The organism is Rhodococcus sp. CH91 (assembly GCF_022554085.1).
GTDB lineage: Bacteria > Actinomycetota > Actinomycetes > Mycobacteriales > Mycobacteriaceae > Rhodococcus.
Genome location: NZ_JAKFYR010000009.1, coordinates 182,615 through 201,265, shown reverse-complemented (window position 1 = coordinate 201,265; position 18,651 = coordinate 182,615). Strand labels below are relative to the sequence as shown.

General features: G+C 66.9%; 15 protein-coding genes. 3 read left to right on the top strand and 12 right to left on the bottom strand.

The annotated features are described in order from the left end of the window. Positions 1 to 36: 36 nt before the first annotated feature. The 9 genes from MOM01_RS17890 to MOM01_RS17850 all read right to left on the bottom strand — a co-directional run bounded on the left by MOM01_RS17890 (position 37) and on the right by MOM01_RS17850 (position 11,326). Positions 37 to 201: a hypothetical protein gene (locus tag MOM01_RS17890; protein ID WP_241386778.1), complete on the bottom strand. Its 165-nt coding sequence runs from the start codon at positions 199 to 201 to the stop codon at positions 37 to 39. A 529-nt stretch (positions 202 to 730) separates the two neighbouring features. Further along, positions 731 to 1,861 carry a nitronate monooxygenase gene (locus tag MOM01_RS17885; protein ID WP_241386777.1) on the bottom strand — a complete coding sequence of 377 codons (1,131 nt, stop codon included), beginning with the start codon at positions 1,859 to 1,861 and terminating at the stop codon, positions 731 to 733. Between the two features lie 92 nt (positions 1,862 to 1,953). Next, positions 1,954 to 3,171, bottom strand: a complete 1,218-nt coding sequence (locus tag MOM01_RS17880; RefSeq protein ID WP_241386776.1) for a CaiB/BaiF CoA transferase family protein — start codon at positions 3,169 to 3,171, stop codon at positions 1,954 to 1,956. A gap of 19 nt (positions 3,172 to 3,190) precedes the next feature. Further along, positions 3,191 to 4,666, bottom strand: coding sequence for an aldehyde dehydrogenase family protein (locus tag MOM01_RS17875; RefSeq protein ID WP_241386775.1), 1,476 nt, complete (start codon positions 4,664 to 4,666; stop codon positions 3,191 to 3,193). Continuing rightward, complete coding sequence (gene hmgA, locus MOM01_RS17870) at positions 4,666 to 5,994, bottom strand: homogentisate 1,2-dioxygenase (RefSeq protein WP_241386774.1); 1,329 nt, start codon at positions 5,992 to 5,994, stop codon at positions 4,666 to 4,668. The genes MOM01_RS17875 and hmgA overlap by 1 nt, the downstream gene beginning before the upstream one ends. Further along, positions 5,991 to 7,043 (bottom strand): lipocalin-like domain-containing protein, encoded by a 1,053-nt coding sequence (locus MOM01_RS17865; RefSeq protein ID WP_241386773.1) that lies wholly within the window; start codon positions 7,041 to 7,043, stop codon positions 5,991 to 5,993. The genes hmgA and MOM01_RS17865 overlap by 4 nt, the downstream gene beginning before the upstream one ends. Before the next feature lie 43 nt (positions 7,044 to 7,086). Continuing rightward, a complete protein-coding gene (locus MOM01_RS17860) occupies positions 7,087 to 8,364 on the bottom strand; it encodes an oxygenase MpaB family protein (protein WP_241386772.1) in 1,278 nt (425 codons plus the stop codon). Then, the gene (locus tag MOM01_RS17855; RefSeq protein WP_241386771.1) at positions 8,361 to 9,536 is read right to left on the bottom strand and encodes an alpha/beta hydrolase; all 1,176 of its coding nucleotides are present in this window, start codon (positions 9,534 to 9,536) and stop codon (positions 8,361 to 8,363) included. The genes MOM01_RS17860 and MOM01_RS17855 overlap by 4 nt, the downstream gene beginning before the upstream one ends. Further along, a complete protein-coding gene (locus MOM01_RS17850; protein ID WP_241386770.1) occupies positions 9,533 to 11,326 on the bottom strand; it encodes a multicopper oxidase family protein in 1,794 nt (597 codons plus the stop codon). Before MOM01_RS17850 ends, MOM01_RS17855 begins: the two co-directional genes overlap by 4 nt. A gap of 146 nt (positions 11,327 to 11,472) precedes the next feature. On the opposite strand from MOM01_RS17850, the gene MOM01_RS17845 reads away from it, so the two are divergent. Then, the gene (locus MOM01_RS17845) at positions 11,473 to 12,054 is read left to right on the top strand and encodes a TetR/AcrR family transcriptional regulator (protein ID WP_241386769.1); all 582 of its coding nucleotides are present in this window, start codon (positions 11,473 to 11,475) and stop codon (positions 12,052 to 12,054) included. Between the two features lie 64 nt (positions 12,055 to 12,118). On the opposite strand, the gene MOM01_RS17840 is transcribed toward MOM01_RS17845, so the two are convergent. Both MOM01_RS17840 and MOM01_RS17835 read right to left on the bottom strand, forming a co-directional pair. Further along, positions 12,119 to 13,231, bottom strand: a complete 1,113-nt coding sequence (locus MOM01_RS17840) for an NAD(P)H-dependent flavin oxidoreductase (protein WP_241386768.1) — start codon at positions 13,229 to 13,231, stop codon at positions 12,119 to 12,121. Positions 13,232 to 13,238: 7 nt separating this feature from the next. Beyond that, positions 13,239 to 14,909: an acyl-CoA synthetase gene (locus MOM01_RS17835; protein WP_241386767.1), complete on the bottom strand. Its 1,671-nt coding sequence runs from the start codon at positions 14,907 to 14,909 to the stop codon at positions 13,239 to 13,241. A gap of 45 nt (positions 14,910 to 14,954) precedes the next feature. Between MOM01_RS17835 and MOM01_RS17830 the strand changes: the two genes are divergently transcribed. Together MOM01_RS17830 and MOM01_RS17825 are read left to right on the top strand one after the other, a co-directional pair. Next, complete coding sequence (locus tag MOM01_RS17830) at positions 14,955 to 15,854, top strand: crotonase/enoyl-CoA hydratase family protein (RefSeq protein WP_241386766.1); 900 nt, start codon at positions 14,955 to 14,957, stop codon at positions 15,852 to 15,854. 128 nt (positions 15,855 to 15,982) lie between these two features. Beyond that, on the top strand, positions 15,983 to 17,512 hold the full coding sequence (locus MOM01_RS17825) for an AMP-binding protein (protein ID WP_241386765.1): 1,530 nt from the start codon (positions 15,983 to 15,985) through the stop codon (positions 17,510 to 17,512). 60 nt (positions 17,513 to 17,572) lie between these two features. Here the strand turns inward: MOM01_RS17825 and MOM01_RS17820 are convergent, their stop codons facing one another. After that, positions 17,573 to 18,610: an LLM class F420-dependent oxidoreductase gene (locus tag MOM01_RS17820; RefSeq protein WP_241386764.1), complete on the bottom strand. Its 1,038-nt coding sequence runs from the start codon at positions 18,608 to 18,610 to the stop codon at positions 17,573 to 17,575. Positions 18,611 to 18,651: the final 41 nt, after the last annotated feature.

Here is an 18,651-nt window from a genome sequence, read left to right as displayed (position 1 = left end):
CTGTTTGAGGCGACTCCGGAGGTCATTCTGAAACGATCAGTTACGCCGGGTCGACTCCGACCGCGACCGCACCGCCGCCCCGGCGACCTGCGCGAGGGTCTCGACCGGCAACACCGGCACGGACGGTGCGACGGAGTCCGGAGAGGTCGGGACAGGCGTCGGGACGTCGGCCGGGCGGCGGCTGAGCAGGTCGTCGGGCACGAACCGGGAGCCTACCGGCCGCTTCGGACAGGTTTCCACCAGAAAACGCGCTCAGCAGGGGTTTCGGCGGTGATGGTGCGCTAATGGCAATTAGCACACCATCGCCCCCTTCCGAGTCATGCGCCAGCCGTGCACGCTCCATCGGTGCTCGCCATCAGGTTGCGGCACGCGCGTCGGACACCCGGGACAGGGTCGAACCGCGTTCCCGCCCCCTGTCACGGATTCGCATTCGGCAGAATGTGTGCATCCGTTGGAGCACAGTACGATCCAGCCGAATCTCCGCGAACGCACACACCTCGGCGCGGCCTGCACGACGAGGAGCTGCACCCATCGTCCCGGCATGCCGGGCGAACAGTCGAAGGGACCGGTGACGCAACCTCACGGATGCTCGCCCGGACGCTGCCTACCCGAACGCAAGGGCCGCCGGGTTGATCACTCGGAAGATGCTCCGCGGGCGCCGAAACGGCTCGAGGTCCGATCCTGATCACATCCGGACCGAACCTCGAGCAGCCACATCGTCAAGCGCGGATCAGATACTCGCAGCTTCGTTCAGCTTCTCCAGCGTTCCGGTCGCCTCGAGGTACTCCTGCACCCAGCGTTCGATGACCGTCGAGGTCTTGTCGACCTTCGTGAACTGGCCGACGACCTGGCCGACCGGGTTGAAGGCGACATCGACGGACTCGTCCGGGTACTTGTGGGTGGCCGCGACCGCCATGCCGGACACCATGTACTGCAACGGCATTCCGAGGGGCTTCGGGTTGCCCTCCTGCTCCCACGCCTCGGTCCAGTCGTTGCGGAGCATGCGGCAGGGCTTGCCGGTGAACGACCGGCTGCGCACGGTGTCGCGGCTGCTCGCCTTGATGTATGCCTCCTGCTGGACGGGGGTGTTCTCCGCCTCCTCCACCATCAGCCACTGCGAACCGGTCCAGGCGCCCTGCGCACCCAGTGCGAGGGCAGCGGCGATCTGCTGACCGCTGCCGATACCCCCGGCGGCCAGCACCGGAACGGGTGCGACCTCCTTGACGACCTGCGGCCACAACACGATCGAGCCGACCTCACCGCAGTGGCCGCCGCCTTCGCCACCCTGCGCGATGATGATGTCGACGCCGGCGTCGGCGTGCTTGCGGGCTTGTTTCGGCGACCCGCACAGCGCCGCGACCTTGCGACCGGCGTTGTGGATGTGCTCGATCATGTCGGCCGGCGGGGTGCCGAGCGCGTTGGCGATGAGCGTGACCTTCGGATGCTGCAGTGCCACCTCCACCTGCGGGGTGGCGGTAGCCTCGGTCCAGCCGAGAAGCTGCAACGCGTTATCGTCACCTTCCGGAAGCGGAACCCCGTGATCGGTGAGGATCTTGCGGCCGAACTCGAGGGTCTCCTGCGGCACCATCGACTGCAGCATCTTCGTGAGTTCCTCGGCGGAGAGGTTCGCGTCCATGCCTTCGTACTTGTTCGGGATGACGATGTCGACACCGTACGGACGGTCGCCGATGTGCTCGTCGATCCAGTTCAGCTCGATTTCGAGTTCCTCCGGGGTGAACCCGACCGCGCCGAGGACACCGAAGCCGCCGGCCTTGGCGACGGCGACGACGACGTCGCGGCAGTGGGTGAAGGCGAAGATCGGGAACTCGATGCCGAGTTCGTCGCAGATGGGCGTGTGCATTCGGCACTCCTCGGAAGATCGGTCGCAGACTGTAACGTGTTCTACATTAGTGCGCGCCGGACCGAATAGCCATGCCCTCCTCCGGACAGCCTTCAGATGACCCCGCGCCCGCGCAGGTCCTCCCGCTCGGCTTCGCTCAGCCCGAGGATCTCGCCGTAGACCGCGGCGTTGTCGTAGCCGGCGACGGGCGCACCGGCGCGCCGCACCGAACCGGGTGTCGCGTCGAGGACGGGCACGACGCCGGGGCCGAGAACATCGCTGCCCGTACGCTCGTCGTGATGCGGGACGATCATGCCGCGCGCGAGGAACTGCGGATCGGCGACGACCTCGGCCACCGTGTTCACCGGGCCGGCGACCACACCTGCCTCCGACAGATGCGCCAGCAGATCGTCGAGCGTCCACTTCGCCGCCCACTCACCGATGAGCGCGTCGAGCTCGTCCTGGTTCACCCCACGCGCGAGGTGGTCGGCGAAACGCGGATCGTCGGCCAGTCCTGGCTGATCCATCGCCGCGCACAGGCGCCGGAAGACCGTGTCCTGGTTCGCGGCGATGACGATCCACATGTCGTCCGAGGTCCGGTACAGATTGGACGGCGCGATGCCCTCGAGCCGAGTGCCGGACGGTCCGCGCACCACACCGGCGGCGTCGTAATCGGGCAGCACCGATTCCTGGACGGCGAGGCATGCTTCGGTGAGCGCCACGTCGACGACTTGCCCACGCCCGGTACGTTCCCTGCTGAGAAGTGCCGCGAGCACTCCCTGCACCGCGAACATGCCGCCGAGGGTGTCGCCGAGCGACAACGCGAGTCGCGGTGGGGCCTGGCCCGGATAGCCGTTGAGGTGGCGCAGCCCGCTCTCGGCCTCGGCCACCGAGGCATATCCCGCGCGACCGGCCTTCGGGCCGGTCTGGCCGTATCCGGACACGCGGGCCAGGACGATACCGGGATTGATCTCGGAGAGGACGTCGTAGCCCAGCCCCCACTTCTCGAGGGTGCCGGGGCGGAAGTTCTCGACGACGACGTCCGATTCGGCGACGAGCCGCCGGAACAGTTCCTGGCCGTCGGGTGCCCGGAGATCGAGGGTGATGCACCGTTTGTTGCGGGCGTGCACCGTCCAGAAGAAGCGGTGCCCGTCCCGCTCACCCTGTCCCCAGGTGCGGAGCGGGTCGGGCCTCTTCGGGTCCTCGATCTTGATGACATCGGCACCCATGTCGCCGAGCAGGCGTCCTGCATACGGACCGGCGATCAACGTCCCCAGTTCGAGCACCCTGATGTCCGCGAGCGCTCCGGTTGCCGACTCGGCTTGTGTCACTGCCTCTTCCGTCCTCTGTTCAGTAGCCGAGGTGAACCGTCTTCTCCTCGGTGAACGCGTCGAGTCCGCTTCGGCCCAGTTCACGGCCGATACCGCTCGCGTCACGTCCACCCCAGGGTAGTGCCGGGTCCGGCACTCCCCAGCCGTTGACCCAGACCGTTCCCACGCGCAGCTGCGGGATGACGCTGTGCACCGTGGAGAGGTTCTGGCTGAAGATGAATGCGTTGAGCCCGTACTTCGTGGCGTTCGCCAGCTGCACGGCCTCCTCCGTCGTCCGGAAGGTGATGACCGTGGCGACCGGCCCGAAGATCTCCTCACGTGCGATCGTCAGATCGTTGGTGCCGCGGAAGACCGTCGGTTCGACGAAGAACCCGCGATCGCCCACACGCGACCCGCCGGTCAGCAACTCGGCGCCCTCGCTCCTGCCCTTCTCGATGTAGCCGAGGATGCGGTCCAGTTGTCTGCGGTTGACGATCGTGCCCTGGGTGGTGGAGGCATCGAAGGGGTCGCCGATCACCGAGCCGCGCGCGAATTCGACGAGACCGTCGACGACCCGGTCGGCGATCGATTCGTGCACGATCACGCGGGTGCCGGCGGCGCAGACCTGACCCTGGTGGTAGAAGTTGCCCATCGCGATCCACGGCAGCGACGCGTCGAGGTCGGCATCCGGGAAGATCAGCTGCGGGGCCTTGCCGCCGAGTTCGAGTGTCACCTTGCGGAACTTCTCCCCCGCCAGCGAGGTGATGGTCTTGCCCACGGCCGGGCTGCCGGTGAAGGTGATCTTGTCGATGCCCTCGTGCGCTGCGAGTGCCGCGCCGGCCTCGGGACCGAGACCGGGCACGACGTTGAACGCCCCGTCGGGCACGCCCGCCTCGGCGAGCAGATCGGCGAGTCTCAGCGTCGACAGCGACGCATCCTCGGCGGGCTTGACGACCACCGAGCAGCCCGCGGCGAGAGCGGGAGCGATCTTCCACGCCGCGACGACGGTGGGGTTGTTCCAGGGGGTGATCGCCCCGACCACACCGAGGGGCTGACGCAGGGTGAATCCGAAGCGGTGCTGCGGACCCACATCGGGCAGGATCATCGCCTCACCGGCGATCTTGTCCGCCCACCCGGCATAGTGCCGGAACGACGCCGCGGCGGCGGGGATGTCCCCGGCGACGGTGTCGGCGTAGAGCTTGCCCATCTCCGCCGTCTCCAGGGCGGAAAGTTCCGGTGCGTGCTGTTCGATGAGGTCTGCGGCACGGGAGAGGATCCGGCCACGTTCGGCGCCGGCCATGCGCGACCACGCACCGGACTCGAAGGTCACCCGGGCCGCCTCGACGGCGGCGTCGATATCGGCCGCACCGCCCGCGGCGATCTCCGCGACGATCTCTTCGGTTGCAGGATTGATCGACGAGAAGTGCGCACCCGATCTCGCCGGGACGGTCTTCCCACCGATGCGCAGTTGCGGGTCGGGGACGACGACGGGTGCAGGGGTGGACAGTTCGGTCATCACGACTCCTGGGGAGTGGGTGGAGTGAAGCGTCGAGTGAGACCGGACCACGACGAGTCGTAGTCCGGCTGGCGATGCGCCGCGCGGTAGGCCGCGTCGGTGACGGTGAGCGCGAGACGGGTCTCGAACATGAACGACAGCGTGTTCTCGAGTTTGACCGGTTTCAGTTCCGCGGCGGTGGCGAGGTCGAAGGTTTCGACATCGGGCCCGTGCGCACCCCACTGGTTGTGCAGGGAGGCGCCGCCGGGCACGAATCCTTCCGCTTTCGAGTCGTGTTGTCCACGAACGAGTCCCATGAACTCGGTCATGACGTTGCGATGGAAGTGCGGGGGCCGGAAGGTGTGCTCCCCGACCACCCAGCGGTCCGGGAAGACACAGAAGTCGACCCCCGCCTGCCCGGGGATCGAGCTCGCCGAGGTGAGCACCGTGAAGATCGACGGGTCGGGATGGTCCCATCCCGCCGTGGTCATGGCGTTGAAGCGGTCGAGGTCGTACTTGTAGGCACCGTGGGTGCCGTGCCACGCGACGACGTCGAGCGGCGAGCGGTCGAGTTCGGTGGCCCACAGGTGCCCACCGAACTTCTGGACGAGTTGCACCGGGCCCGAACGATCTTCGTACCAGGCCGTCGGATACAGGAAGTCGCGGGCGTGCGCGAGACCGTTCGCACCGATCGGGCCTAGTTCCGGAAGGCTCAGGGCGGCACCGTAGTTCTCGAGCAGATATCCCCTCGCGCTCTCTCCGAGCAGGTCGACGCGGAACCGCAGTCCTCTCCCGATCACGGCGATCTCACCGGGTTCGACAGCGATCCGGCCGAGTTCGGTGCACAGCAGCAGTGCGCCGTCCTGAGGCACGAACAGCAGTTCGCCGTCGGCGTCGACGAAACAGCGGTCGGTCATCGACCGCGACGCCGCGTACAGGTGGATCGCGATACCCGTACGCGTCCGGACGTCTCCGTTGACGGCGTACGTCGTCACCCCGTCGAGGAAGTCCGTGCCGGGCGCCGGTGCCGGCTGCGGATCCCACCGCAACCGGTTCGGTGTGAGGACTCCGCCGTGATCGGGCGCCGACACCCAGCCTGCGTCGTCGATCCGCTCGAACGGGCCGTGCGCTGCGGACGGCATGATCCGGTACGTCCATGTGCGGCGGTTGATCTCACGGGGCTCGGTGAAGGCAGTGGCCGAATGTTGTTCGGCGTACAGCCCGTGCGCCACCTTCTGCGGTGAGTTCTGTCCCCATGGGAGCGCACCCGCGACGGCTTCGCTGTGATGCTCGTTGCCGAAGCCGTGCAGATATTCCAGGCCCGCACCGACATCCGCCGGCCCGCTCATGTCAAGGCGACCATCTCGTGCAGCGTCGAACCGGACCGTTCGTGGTCGGTTCCGTCGATCGTCACCGTCATGGTGAAGTCGGACCGGAACCGGAAGTAACCGGGGTGACCCACGAGCCGGTTGACGAGCGGTTTGAGCAGAGCGCTCGACGCGAGCGGGACATCCTCGAGGAGGTTGTGCGCATGCACGATCTCACGAACGGTGAGCCGGACGTCGAGCGAGCCCGGCACGCGAATCCGGATCCACGCCGGGTAGGTCCGATCGGCCACCCGGTCGTACACCGCCGGGCCTTCCGTCAGTTCGACCTCGCCGTTGCTGAGGATCACGTCCTGCCCCTGCGCGACCATCACCGGCTGCGACCAGTGCGAACCGTACTTCTTCTGCGTGTGCACCATCGCGTAGACGAGGGTGAAGTCCTCGGTGTAGAGCCTGCCCCAGTACCACTTGTCGATGAGGCGTTTCATGTCGCCGACGCCCCAGTTGTGGTCGTGATAGCCGCGTCCGGTGACCTCGGTGGTCGTCCCGTCCACCGTGACCGTTCCCGCGACCCGCGCGCGAGGTGCACCGACCACCCACGCGAAGAATTCGCGATCGTTGTACCTGGTCTGCCCTCGTCCCGGCATCCACGGTGGCACTTCGGCGGTGAAGGTCAGGTCGAACGCGAGATCGCCCTCCGACACCGACACGTGATAGACGGGCAGTCCGTTCTCCTCACCGGTCAGCTTCGCGAAACTCGCGCCGACGCGGACGTCGCATCGTTCGGCGGAGACCGACAGGTCGGCGTCGGTGTACGACCGGCTCGCCTCCCGTCGTCGCCCGTCCGCGCTGTAGACGTGGATCTCGACACCGGGCTTGCGGTGCACCAGTTCCCGGGTCTGGATCATCGCCACGACGATCCGGCCGTCGTCGAGATGCGCATCGAAGTACCAGTGTTCGAAGGCGTGCTTGTCGGAGGAAGGATGGGCGCCGTTGTCGCTCGGCGTGACGACGGTGATCTCACCGTCCCGCCGCCCGGGGCCGTTCCAGGCTTCGACGATCTGCAGGGTCATGAATTCTCCGTAGTGTGATGTGGGTGTGCGGAGCCGGGCCGCCCTACCGCCGTAGCGCTCCGCTGGCGTCGAATGCCGCTTCGCGCCCTTCCATCTGGGCGCGGTACCAGTTCTCGCGATGAGCGCACATGATCTTCTCGTGAACGCCCGCGACGCCGGGGACGAACCGGCGGGCGAGCTCCGTCGCAGTGATCAGCGGGAAGCGGACGACCGGGATGATCATCCACGGAAGCACTGTCGGCATCGAATACTTCCGGCGTGTACCCGGCGCCATGAACATCGCCGAGTACACCGAGTTGATGCGGAAGTTGTAGTGCTCGCGCAGTCGCTTCAGCCCGCGATGGCCGTCGCGCGGAGCGAAGGCCTGCGGGTAGGACTCGATGAGTTCCTTGCCGTGCTCACCCGCATCGTAGGAACGCGAGACGACGGTGGTCATCAGCGTGCGGATGCTGTCGCCGATGGTCTCGGGATACCAGCTCGTCCGGACGCCCAGGAGATGACCCATGTACTTCTGGAAGTGGATGAGCGCGCGGATCTCTCGGGGCGTGGTGTGGTAACCGAGGGTCCACAACGCCAGTCCCGGCGTGAGGCTCCCGGCGATGAGCGTGAGCAGCATGTAGGTCTGGCTGATCGGCAGTCCCCACTTGTCGACATCCCATTCGGGGTGCTTCGCGACCCGGGAGCGGACCGACACGTGCATCACGCGGACCTTCAGAGCGGTGGCCCGTCCTTTCGACCCCGGCGTGAGCAGTGCACCGGGTTCGGACACGTCGATCCAGAAGCGGCAGGTCTCGAGGAACCGCCGCAGCGCGTTGTCACCGGCGTACCCTCCGGCGAGCGACAGTGGTGTCGCGACCGCCGCTTCGGTGTAGATCTCCAGGGTCTCGGCGCCGGCGAAGCTGAAGAGCATCGTGCCCCAGCGTCGCCAGATCGCGGCGCCCTGCTCGACGAGTTCGGGTTGCACCCAGTCGGGAACGGTCTCGAACTCGTCGAACAGGGCTTGCATCGCGGGGGGCACGTCGTCGAGGGAGCCGACGCCGTCGGCCAGTGCCTTCTCGAGCAGTTCGCGGGCCTTCGCGGGGCCGAGTTCGCCGTGATAGACCTCGTCGACGAAGCGTTCGGCGGTGGGGTCGCCGCTGAACAGGTCGTTGCACAGGGCTCGGGCCTGTTCGTCGGTCGGCAGGAAGTCGAAACCGGTGATCCTGCGGACGAGTGCGCGGGCCCGTGTGATGCCCGGTTTCTCGACGGCCTGCCAGTACGGGAAGGCCGTCGGGCATCGATCAGGGGCTGTGGATGCGGGCTTCGCGAGTGTTCCGGTCACGCCGGTACCTCCTCGAGGACGGTGCGGCGGATCCATGCGACGAGCCGTCCGACGACGTCGGTGAGTCCGTCGGGCTGATCCACGAGATAGTGGTTGAGATGCCGCATCTCGACCAGTTCCTTGTCTGTCGCGGCGAGCGCGTCGTACATCAGTCGGGAATCCTCGGCGAAGGCCGCCTGGTCGCCCAGCAGGCTCATCACCATGCTCGGGGTGGTCACGTGGTGCAGATCGGTGAGTGCGTCGGCATGCGTGTGGTCGACGCTCCAGGTGCTGAGCCAGCTGCGCACCGTGACGAACCGGGCGAGACCGCCGGCGGCCGTGTTGGCCGCCTGCGGGTCTCCGTACATCGATCCGATCTCGCGATCGCTCGGATCGAGGGAGAGATCGACGAAGCGCGGATCGGCAACCGTCCGGTGGACGACGAATCCCCGGTCGGAGGCACCGGTGCGTTCGAGGTCGGCGAGTTGCGCGAGCGCCCATGCGTCGATGCGTCGCATCCTCGCCAATTGCGCGTCGCGATAGTGCTGCACCCAGCCGGGATCGAGGGGAGCTCTCCGGCCGGGGGCGTAGAGGTCGAGTTCCGCATCGGTGGCGTAGGGATCGGATTCGTCGGTCACCGCACCGTCGATCCAGTGCCGCAGGACGCGTGCCCGGCCGGGATGTGCACCGACGAGCATGAGCGCGTCGGCCGGCCGCAGGTCCGCCTCCGCGAACGGCGCCGGGTCTCCCGCCGGTGTGGTCGTCACGGTGGGGTTCTGTGCCTGCGACTGGTAGAACGACGCCAGCGATCCACCGCCGCTGAATCCGAGGAGCACGACCTTCTCGAAGCCCAGTTCGTCCGCCATCCACCGCACCCCGGTGCCGAGGTCGAAGGCGGCGCGTTCCATCACGAGTGCCGGTTCGTTCGACGAGTACCGAGTGTTGAGACCCATGGCGGGAACGCCCGCTTGCGCGAATGCGCGGAGCAGGAAGTGGCTCAGGAAGTTCGACGCGGGGTGGCACATGACCACCCCGACGTCCTTCGAGAATCCCGGTTGCGCAACGAGGTTGCCGTGCAGTGTCGGATAGTGCCGACTGAGTCCGGAGTGCATCTCGACCCGGCCGTCGGTCGCCGGTTCGTAGGGAATGCGCTGGAAGTGGTCGTGGGTGGGGGTGGAACTGGTGGAAGTCATGTCACCGTCCGGAACTTGAGCATCATGTCGTGGTCTTCGTGGTCGAGGATGTGGCAGTGCCACACATATCCCTGCAGGTCGCCGTGGCTGCCCTGGCCGGCATGGGCATCGTGGGCGAGGTGGGCGGCGCGGTGCGGATCGAAGGTGTGGACGTCGCGTGAGAACGTCGCGTCCGGGTCGAAGCCGAGTTCGTCGGCCGTCGGGAAATAGGCAACGATGCGGGTCACCGAGTTCGGGTCGCAGACGACGGTGTCCTTGTATCCCGTCTCCCAGGGTTCCGGTCCGCGCATCGGTTCGACGACGAACGGATCGGCGTCGGGTGTCCACTTGATCCCGATCGGCGGTTGCGGCTGCCGTGCGCACATCGCGAGCGTGTCGATCGCTTGCCGCCCGAGCACCCGGAAGTGCACGAGGTGCAGATGGATCGGGTGCGGGTCGGGCGTGGCGTTGACGATGTTCCACTGTTCGACCGTGCCCTGGCGCGGCAGCTCGATGTCGTCGCTGTGGTAGTTCAGATTGTTGAGCGACATGATCGAGGGTGGAATACGCACGGCGGAAGGCTGACTGAGCGAGACGTTCCGGACGGTCCGAGGCGCCGGGATCGGCCCGACGAGCGGCGGCAGGCCCGGTCCGCCACGCAATCGATCCGGCACCGGGCCGGTGAATCCTCGGGCGCGGTCGGCGCGGAAGCGCATGAACACCGGCATGTGGACCGCGCCGATCTGCGCGGCCTGGGGTGCGGCGGGCTCGGTGTTGCGCAGTTCGACGGTGACGTCGGGTTCGAGCTGAGCGAAATCGACGAGCAGATCCACCCGTTCCCCGGGAGACAGGCGTACGCGGGTCGTGGGAGCGGGTGCGTCGAGCAGACCTCCTTCCATACCGATCACCCAGAAGGGCATGCCGTTGGAGAAGTGCAGATCCCAGATGCTGAACGAGGCCGCGTTGAGCAATCGGAGGCGGTAGAGACCACGCGCGACACGTGCCTCGGGCCAGATCTTGCCGTTGACGACTCCCACATCTCCGACGGCGCCACCCTCCCAGCGTCCCTGGGGCACGATCGGGGTGGAACGGATGCTCTGGGAGCCGTCGCCGTTCACGATCTTCTCCTGCAGTACCAGTTCGAGTTCGAACTCGCCGGTGGGCAGACCCAGAGGATTGCCGGGCAGGCCGGTGTCGTATTCGTCGCGCAGCAGATAGACACCCGCCAGGCCTGCATAGGCGTTCAAGCGTGTCACCGCCATCGCGTGGTCGTGGTACCACATCGTCGTCGCACCCTGACGGTTCGGATAGTGATAGGTGAAACCCTGTCCGGGACGGGAGATCTGCTCGGGATTGCCGTCGAACTCGGGAGGCGTGACTCCGCCGTGCAGGTGCATCGAGGTGGGCACGTCCGTACGGTCGCGCTCGCTCAGACCGTGCAACGACGTGTCGAAGTCCGGGGCGAAGGGATGTGCATCGATGCGATTGCGGTACTCGATCGACGTCTCCTGCCCGCGGTGCGCGACGAGTGTCGGCCCGCCGTAGGTGTTGTCGCCGTACGCCAGGGCGGGCCCGGGCGGGAGATCGCGGTGGAAACTGTGCATCGTGCTGACGGCGTCGATCCGGTAGGTCGAGGCATCCAGCCTCGGAAGCACGGGCAGTTCGTCGACGAAGGGCTCGAGTCGCGGAGAGTGGAACAACAGCGGGCGGGAGGCGTCCGGGCCGTCCGCGAACGCCCGCCCACCGAGGAGGACCGCACCGGTTCCTGCGGCGATTCCGGCGAGAAGGGTTCTACGGCTGATTTTCTGCATGAAGCGGCTTTCTCTGTTCCGTAGCGGGAGCCGACGCGCACATCTCCGTGATGGGCGCCACAGTACCATACGGTATGGTTTGGTCAAGGCCCGGAGAGCCTACCTGTAGTCTCGACTCGGACCCGAGTGAGACGAGGTGACCATCCGTGCCAGACCGACCGGCGAAGAGCGGTGGCCGATCCGGTCGCCGTCCCCGGCTGTCCTTCGACGACTGGACCGCGGCCGGCCTGCACCTGCTCGTCTCCGAAGGGCGCGGGGCCGTGAAGATCTCGCGCCTGTGCGAGGAACTGGGCGTCACCAAAGGCAGCTTCTACTGGCACTTCTCCGACGTCGACGATCTGATGAAGGCCATTGCCACCCGCTACACCTCGCAGGACAACGACGCCGCCCGCGGACTGACGAGCCTCGAGGAACTGCCCGTCGACGAACGTCTCGCGCGCATGGGAGCGATGCTCGTGGACGAACGCGCCCGCGAAGCGGAAGTCGCGGTGCGCGAATGGGCGCGCAGCGACCCGCAGGTCGCCGAGTCGGTGCGGGCACTCGACCGAAGGATCATGTCGGTGGTCGAGAACTGTTTCCTGGAGCTGGGTTTCGACAAGCGGGAAGCGGAATTGCGCGCCGGAACGCTCGTCTACGCGGGAATCGGGTTCCTGTACGGACGCGACAGCCTGCCCGCCCCCACCATCGACCGGATCGAGGAGTTGCTGAAGATCCTGGTCCGGCGCTGACCGCGGATACAGCGATGCCCGGGGCGGATCGTTCCACCCCGGGCATCGCCCACCATCACCCCGTCTAACGGGCCTCGTTCAGTCGCTCGACCGCCTCGTCGTAACCGCGGACGAGTTCGTCCATGACCTCCGCGACCGGGCGGATCTCGTTCATCCGCCCCACGACCTGCCCGACCGGCATCGCGACGGCCTCGGGATCGTCGGCCGCCGACATACGCTGATGCGCCTCGCTCACGAGGATGTTCTGCAGGGGCATCGGCAATGGCTCGGGCGCATCGGGTTTCGACCACGCCTCCGTCCACTTGGTCTTGAGCAGCCGCGCCGGTTTACCCGAGTAGATCCGCGAGCGCACGGTGTCGGACGAGCTCGCTCCGAGCAGTGCGCGCTGGATCGACGACGGGCCATGTGCCGCCGAGCCGAGTTTGTACTCGGAGGTGGTCAGCCAGTACGACCCCATCCACACCCCGGACGCACCGAGAGCCAGCGCCGCCGCGACCTGCCGTCCCGAACCCACGCCGCCTGCTGCCAGCACGGCCGCCGAGTCGCCGAGTGCGTCGACGATCTCGGGCCACAACACCATCGACGCGATCTCACCGGTGTGCCCACCGGCCTCGTAACCCTGCGCGATCACGATGTCGACACCGTTCTCGACGTGCCGTTTCGCGTGTTCGACCGCTCCCGCGAGCGCCGCGACCGGCACTCCCTTCTCGTGGGCGAGATCGATGACGTCCTTCGGCGGTGAGCCCAGCGCGTTCGCGATGAGTGCGGGACGGTGCGCGAGGGCGACCTCGACGTGCGAGCGGGCCACGGAGTGCAGCCATCCCAGCACGCCACCCGCCTCGGCAGCGTCCCCGGACAACGGCGGGACACCCAGTTCGGCGAGCGTGCGGTCGACGAAGGCGCGGTGTTCCGGTGGGACGAGCTTGTCGAGGTCGACGGCGGTGCCCTCGGTGGGCACCTTCGCGGGCATCACGACATCGACGCCGTACGGTTTTCCGTCGGTGTTCTCGTCCATCCACGTCAGAACGGCGTCGAGTTCCTCGGGATCGTTGAACCGAACGCATCCGAGGACACCGAGTCCGCCCGCCCGGCTGATCGCCGCGGCGACGTGCTCGGACGGGGTGAACCCGAAGATCGGATGGTCGATACCGAATTTGCGGCTGAGAGCGGTCTGCATCTGCTGCCTATCCCGCCGCGGCGCCGTTGCCGTTGCCGTCGCCGTTGACGTGGACGTCGTCGGCGGGGCGCAGTTCCGTCTGGTCCTTGGCCCACCGGTAATCGGGCTTCCCGGCCGGCGACCGCTTGATCTCGTCGACGAACCACACCGCACGCGGAACCTTGTAGCCGGCGATCTTCGTGCGCGCGACGGTCATGAGTTCGTCGAGGGTGGCCTGCTCGCCTTCACGGAGCGCGACGACGGCGGAGACCCGTTCGCCGAAGCGTTCGTCGGGGACACCGACGACCAGCACGTCGAAAACCGCCGGATGCTCCTTGAGCGCGCCCTCGACCTCCTCGGGGTAGACCTTCTCGCCGCCGCTGTTGATGCACACCGAACCTCGGCCGAGCATGGTGACCGTGCCGTCCTCCTCGACCCGGGCGAAGTCGCCGGGGATCGAGTAGCGGATGCCGTTGTATTCCCGGAAGGTCGCCTTCGTCTTGGCTTCGTCCTTGTAGTACCCGAGCGGGATGTTGCCCGTACGCGCCACCATGCCGACCTTGCCGGATCCGGGCTCGATCGGGTTGCCGTCGTCGTCGAGCACCGTGGTGGACTCATCGATCTTCACCGTGGGACCGCCGCCGAGGGTCTTGCCCTTCTCGACGATGCCGATGCCACCGAATCCGGTCTCGGACGAACCGATCGAGTCGGTGATGATCTTGCCCGGCATCAGGTCGAGGAAACGGTCCTTGATCGACGGGGAGAACAGAGCGGCGCTCGACGCCATCGCGAACAGTGTCGAAAGATCGTAGGGCTCACCGGTCTTCGGATTACCCTCTTCGAGGGCGTCGAGCATCGGACGCGCCATGGCATCGCCGGTGATGAAGATGACGTTGACCTTGTGATCGTCGATGATGCGCCACACCTCGTGACCCGAGAACTCGGGATGCATGACGACCTTGCCGCCGCTGAACAGCGACTGGAACAGCGCCCACTGGGCGCCGCCGTGGATCATCGGCGGGATGGGATAGCGCACGAGGCCGGGGTTCTCGGCCCCCTGCTTGGCCAGCTCCCACTCGTCCTTGACCCACTCGCCCGTCATGAAGTTGATGCCGCCGCCGAGCACTCGCCAGACGTCCTCGTGGCGCCACATCACGCCCTTGGGGTGGCCGGTGGTGCCACCGGTGTAGAGGATGTAGATGTCGTCCGCGCTGCGGTCACCGAAGTCCCGTTCGGGGGAACTCTGCTCGAGCGCCGTCTCGTAGGCGACTCCCCCGTAGGAGGAGAAGTCGTCGTCGGTACCGTCCTCCACGACTATCACGGTCTTCACCAGGGGCGTGTTCGGAAGGACGTTCGCGACCTTGTCGGAATACCGGCGCTCGTGAATGAGGGCGACCATGTCGGAATTGTCGAAAATGTAGTGCAACTCGTTCTCGACATAGCGGTAGTTGACATTGATCATGATCGCGCGGATCTTGAAGACCGCGATCATCGCCTCGACGGCCTCGATCGTGTTCCGCGAGTAGATGCCGACCTTGTCGCCCGGCTCCACACCTTGTTCGCGCAGGTAATGAGCAAGTCGGTTGGCTCGTTCCTCCAGCTGTGCGTAGGTGACCTCGCGTTCGTCCGAGGCCAGCGCGACGCGCTCGGGAACGAGGTCGATTGCGTGTTCGACGAGGTCTGCGATGTTTAGGGCCACGCTGACAAAAGTAGAACGTGTTACCGTTCCTGACAAGACCCGAATATGATCCAGTTCACAACACGGCGAGGAGTTCTCCCAGTGTCCGCTACCGAAGCCCCCGGCGCAGCCGATCCGGACATCTCGTCCCGCGAACCGCACTGCCTCGTCGAGCAGCGCGGTCACGTCCTGATCGTCACCCTCAACCGGCCCGAAGCGCGAAATGCGCTGTCGGGCGAGATGATGGCGATCATGAACGAGGCGTGGGATCGCGTCGACGACGATCCCGAGATCCGCGTCGCCATCCTCACCGGCGCGGGAGGCGCGTTCTGCGCGGGAGCCGATCTCAAGGCGATGAACGCGGCACCACCCGGAGACAAATTCGAGCAGGGCGAGCGAAGCGACGAGAAAGGCAACGGTGGCGGCTGGGACCTCACACGGTTGCCGGCATTGCTCAAGGGCCGCCGTCTGACCAAGCCGCTCATCGCTGCCGTGGAGGGTGCCGCTATCGCCGGTGGCACCGAGATCCTTCAGGGGACCGACATCCGAGTCGCCGGGGAGAGCGCGAGGTTCGGTGTTTCCGAGGCGAAGTGGGGACTGTTCCCCCTCGGCGGGTCCGCAGTGCGACTCGTCCGCCAGATTCCGTACACGATCGCCGCCGACATCCTGCTCACCGGCCGTCACATCAAGGCCGCCGAAGCCAAGGAGATCGGACTCGTCGGCTACGTCGTGCCCGACGGCACCGCGCTCGACAAGGCCCTCGAGATCGCCGAGACGATCGCGAACAACGGGCCCGTCGCCGTGCAGGCCATCCTCAAGACGATTCGCGATTCGGAAGGACTGCACGAAGAGGAGGCGTTCCGGATCGACGCCGAACTCGGAGCGGCCGTCTTCAAGAGCGCCGACGCCAAAGAGGGCCCGCGGGCGTTCGCCGAGAAGCGCGCCCCGAAGTTCACGGGTTCCTGACCTGCACGCTGTGGACCGCGCTCCCATCCGTGAGAGCGCGGTCACAGTCATGTCTTTAGCTCTGCTACATTGCCCGCTGTGACCCACAACACAGAGTCACCGCGTTCGCCGAGGTAACGAGGAGCCCTATGTATCCAGGAGTCCACGCCCGAACCGCCCCGGACAAGCTCGCCGTCGTCCTGGCCGACAGCGACCGGAGCCTGACCTACCGCGAACTCGACGACCGGTCGGCGGCGCTCGCCCGCGTGCTGCACGATGCCGGACTCCGCCCCGGCGACGTCGTCGCCCTCCTCACGGAGAATCAGCCGGAGGCCTTCGAGGTGTTCTGGGCCGCACTGCGATCCGGGTTGTACATCACGGCGGTCAACAGCCACCTCACCCCCGGCGAGGTGGCGTACATCGTCGAGGACAGCGGCGCGAAGGCCCTGATCGTGTCGGCCACGCTGGGTGAGCTCTCCGAGCAGGTCGGCGAGAAGGTCGCGATCGGTTCGGTGCGGCTCGCGTTCGGCGGCACCGTGCGCGGTTTCGAGTCGTACGAGGACGCCCTCGCCGCGGCCGGCCCGCGACTCGAGGAGGAACCGTGCGGCGCCATCATGCTGTACTCGTCCGGAACGACGGGCTTTCCCAAGGGAATCCAGCCGGATCTCCCGGAACGTCGCGTCGACGAACCCGGTGAGCCGCTGGTGACGGTGGCGCAGTTCCTCTTCGGCCTCACCGACTCCGACGTCTACTACTCCCCCGCCCCCATCTATCACGCGGCGCCTCTGCGCTGGGGTGGGGCGATCCACGCGCTCGGCGGCACGGTGGTCCTCGCCGAGAAGTTCGACGCCGAGACCGCGCTCCGGCACGTCGAGGAGCACGGGATCACCGCCGGGCAGATGGTGCCGACGATGTTCGTCCGCATGCTCAAGCTCGACGACGAGATCCGCGACCGATACGACCTGTCGAGTCTGCGCGTCCTCGTCCACGCCGCAGCTCCGTGCCCGCCGGAGGTCAAGCGGGCGATGATCGACTGGCTCGGACCGGTGATCTACGAGTACTACAGCTCCACCGAGGCCAACGGGATCACGTTCATCAACAGTCAGGAATGGCTCGAACACCCGGGCTCGGTGGGCAAGAGTGTGCTCGGGCCCGCGCACATCTGCGACGAGGAGGGGCGGGAACTCCCGGCCGGCGAGGTGGGAACGATCTACCTCGAATACGAGAAGGTTCCGTTCTCGTACCACAACGACCCCGAGAAGACCGCGGCGTCGCAGCATCCCGAGCACCCCACCTGGACCACGGTCGGCGACCTCGGCTATCTCGACGACGACGGCTATCTGTATCTGACCGACCGCAAGTCGTTCACGATCATCTCCGGCGGTGTGAACATCTATCCGCAGGAGATCGAGAACGTGCTCGCCCTGCACCCGGCCGTCGAGGACGTCGCTGTCATCGGCGTGCCCCATCCGGAGATGGGCGAGGAGGTCAAGGCCGTCGTGCAACCGGCGGGCGGATCCGCCGGATCACCCGACCTCGCCGACGAATTGATCTCGTACGTCCGCGAGCGGGTCGCGCACTTCAAGGTGCCACGATCGGTGGACTTCGTCGACGAACTGCCGCGCACCCCCACGGGCAAGCTGGTGAAGGGCAAGCTGAAGGCGGCCTACGCCTCCTGACGCCGCGCCCGCGGTGGGCGGAAACCGTCCTCACGGACCGGTTTCCGCCCGCTGTGGCGCCTAGCACAGCACCACCTCGGCGATCGTGCGCACCTGGTCGACGTCGCGACAACCGACCAGCAGCATCGTCACGCCGGCCGCCTCCCAGCGCTTCACACCCTCGCGCACCTCGTCGGCATTGCCGACGATCATCGTCTCGGTGACCATCTCGTCCGGGATCACTGCCGCCGCCTCGTCCTTACGACCGGCACGGAACAGTGCGGTCACCTCGTCGACGACCGCGCCGTAACCCATCCGCCGGTACACCTGGGCGTGGAAGTTCAACTCCGGCGCGCCCATTCCGCCGACGTACAGGGCGGTCACCGGTTTCATCGCCGCGACCGTGGCCGCTCGATCGTCGGTCACCACCACCTGGCAGGTCGCGGCGATCTCGAAGTCCTCCCGCGTACGGCGCGCGCCCGGGCGGGCGAATCCCTCGTCGAGCCACTCGTCGTACATCGAGGCCAGTCGCGGGGTGTAGTAGATCGCGAGCCAGCCGTCGGCGATCTCCGCCGTGAGCGCGACGTTCTTGGGCCCCTCCGCACCCAGCCAGATCGGGATGTCCGGCCTCAACGGGTGCGTGATGGGCTTGAGCGGCTTGCCGAGCCCTGTTGAGCCGGGGCCGGAATACGGCAGCGGATAGTGCGGACCGTCGTTCGTCACCGGCTCCTCGCGGGCGAGCACCTTGCGGACGACCGAGACGTACTCGCGTGTGCGTGCGAGCGGTTTCGCGAACGGCTGTCCGTACCATCCCTCCACGACCTGCGGACCGGACACGCCGAGACCGAGGATGTGCCGGCCACCGGAGAGGTGGTCGAGGGTCAGCGCATGCATCGCACAACTGGTCGGTGTGCGCGCCGAGATCTGGACGACGGATGTCCCCAGCCTCACCCGCTCGGTGGACGACCCCCACCAGGCCAGCGGAGTGAACGCGTCCGATCCCCACGATTCGGCGGCGAAGACCGCATCGAAGCCCGCCGCCTCGGCCGCGGAAACGAGTTCCGGTGCGTTCGGTGGAGGCTGCGCGCCCCAGTAGCCCAGTTGAAGTCCCAGTTGCATTGCACGCCTTCCCTCTCGCACCGATCCCGGCGAGATGCAGT